This window comes from Aeromonas sp. ZOR0001 (genome assembly GCF_000801015.1).
GTDB lineage: Bacteria > Pseudomonadota > Gammaproteobacteria > Enterobacterales > Aeromonadaceae > Aeromonas > Aeromonas veronii.
In genome coordinates this window covers 1-2,798 of record NZ_JRJY01000112.1, presented here as the reverse complement: position 1 = coordinate 2,798, position 2,798 = coordinate 1, and the positions used below count along the sequence as shown (strand labels likewise).

General features: G+C 45.7%; 1 protein-coding gene. It reads left to right on the top strand.

The features are described 5' to 3' along the window. Positions 1-478 precede the first annotated feature (478 nt). Entirely contained in the window at positions 479-2,671 is a 2,193-nt protein-coding gene (locus tag L972_RS20390) for a sigma-70 family RNA polymerase sigma factor (RefSeq protein ID WP_052200069.1), read from the top strand. Positions 2,672-2,798 lie beyond the last annotated feature (127 nt).

The following is a 2,798-nucleotide window of genomic DNA, read 5'->3' as shown; positions in this document are numbered from 1 at the left end:
TGGAAGGAGCGCAACGGTCACTTGGCCAGCGCAGAAAGCGAAGCAAGTCAGCATAAGGGTGAGCTGAGCAGCTACTTTCTTGAGCAAGTAAGTAGGTACAAACGGGGCTAGCCTTCCTGTAGCCATGTTTTTATTCTGGGAACACCTTAAGTCCCTTAACTCTCGCGCAAATCCGGGCTTCGGAGCTTGCTATTTTGCATGGCATAGTCACTGGCAATGATAGCCTGCCGTCCTTCGCTGAGGGATATGTAATCGACATCGACCCGCAGTTGGCCGTGAGCAGCTTGTACAAGACTTCGGTCAATCCTAGGGTCGATATGGCGGTTGATTACATTTCAGATTCAAACGCTAGTTTGATCTGCGTCACCATATCTCATCACAGAGTCTGCTTTTACTTGACCCATCGGTCTTGTTAATGACAATTTACTTTTGAATATCAATATCCTCGTTCGAAACACTCCCCTTTTGGAATTCTATATTGGGAAAACTCAATCCGCTCTTGCGTCTCGCTGCTATCTCTGGCGCTGAGACTGCGCTCAGATTCCACATTCTTCGGGGGGATGACTTGAATGCTCAAGATCGCAAAGGTTCAACCCCCTTGATTCTTGCTACGACCCGGAATAACAAGGGTGCTGTTAGGTTGCTGCTTGATGCAGGGGCAAATCCAATGCTCTTCGATTCTAAAGGGATGGATGCACTGGCTTATGCTAGGCGAGCCAACTGCTCGGAACTCGTTGAGATGTTGGTGGAGGCGTTACACAGAGCCACTCCTGGTCCTTTTGGATCTGATGTCGTTGTTGCCACATACCAAAAGCATATCTCCGAGAATGTCGGGAATTTATCTGACGACAAGTCATTGGAGAAAGATGACTCTTTGGCTGATGTGATGGAACCAAGCCGTCCCGAGTTCTCTCAAACCGATACAACAATGTTGCAGATTTCAGAAAATGGTCTTCTTTCTCTTGATGACGCCCCCTTGGATGTTGATTTTGACGATGGCTGGGTAGTTGAGCCAACGGTAGTAACTCCTGTGGGTGATGATTTTGTCAAACTAGTAGCTAACAACATTCACGCAGCAATAGGTCAACACAAGGCACGGGACCTTGATGACGATTGGGATGATGTAGATCTCTACTTACCAGAAAGAACAGCTCTTGTGGAACAAGTTGGCGTCGATGATGCTTTGATGACCACCCTTCTTTCAGCAATGCGTGAGGGCTGTATTTCTGGAGATGTGCTTGTGGAACTCTGCTCAAATGCTGATGGGACTCGCAATGAAGAGTTTGAAAGGCATATTAATATTGCACTGGGTGACCTTGGTGTGGTTGTCGATGAGCAGAATGAAGTTTGTATCAATGATATTTCTCTTGATAATGCATCTTTTGAGGAAAGAGTTCATTTGGATAATGCGGTTGAGTTTATTCGAGGACTTGCCTCGGGACTCAATGAGCCATCCAGACTCTACTTTAAGGATATTGGGGGGCGGCTTCTTAATGCAGAAGAAGAGATCGTTTTAAGTCGTGAGATGGAAGAGGCTTGGGATGATGCGTTATCAGCCCTAGCTCAATGGCCAAAAGGAATGTCAGCTCTATTTTCGTTCGCTGAAAAAGTGGCTCTTGGTGAAATAGATGCCAAATTGTTCAGCGAAGAACCTGAGTTGCTATTAGAGCTGGAAGCTGAGGAAGAGTTTGTTCCTTCGGTAGATATTGACTATGAAAATTATCATGTTGAGGAAAATGAAGAGAAGGAAGATGCTTATTTTCCTGTGGGGTTAGTTTCTGCTATAGCAATAGTTCGCAGTGCTATTGGTGACTTCCAACGCACCAAAGAGGCACTATCCTCTGTAAAATTGACTAATGTACTTCTATTTGAGCTAGCCGAAATAGCCAAAAATGAGCCTATTGCTAAAGGTTTTATCGATGCAGTTGAACGACACTCTCTAGCTCGGGAACGCATGATTCAATGCAACCTAAGATTGGCGCTATCTATTGCCAAGAAGCATACATGGTCCGGTCTTCCATTGGACGATCTTATTCAAGAGGCAAACATAGGCCTCATTAAGGCAGTGGAACGATTCGATTGGCGTAAAGGCTTTCGCTTCTCAACTTACGCCTCTTGGTGGATTCGTCAGAATGTCACTCGCGCTATAGCCGATAAAACGAGGCTCGTCAGAGCTCCAGTTCATATTCAACAGACAGCTTGGCAAATCATACGGGAGCGTAAAGAGCTTGAACTGCGATTAGGGCGAGCCGAGCGTGATATAGAAACGTCTCGGCGACTCGGTATACCACTTTCCAAAACGTGGCTTATTTTATCGATGTTCGATGACGTTGAGTCTCTCGATGAGATTGATATGAATAGATGTCAGTCAAGACTCTGCACCCTAAAGGATGGGTATATCCCATCACCAATGAAATATGTTGAAAACAGCTCCCTGTGTTCGACTCTATATGAAATGTTAGATTACCTAGATGATAGATCGCGATTAGTCATTATATATCGCTTTGGCTTGAAGGGCGCTGATGAGATGACTTTAGAGGAGGTAGGCAAGATTTTTGGGGTTACTCGTGAACGTATTCGTCAGATTGAATTTCAGGCCTTGCAAAAGCTATCTAGCGAGCACAAGAAGGCGATTTTGTTCCCTTTTACGCGGGAGGATCATCCCGAATGATGCAAAGAGTTCGATACGCCCCCCCAAAAGCTGGTGCGATGTTAGAGGCTCTCAGAGGGCTAGGATATTCGACAGCTGCAGCTCTAGGGAAGGTGCGAACAAGTCCCTGATATGAGATCATGTTTGT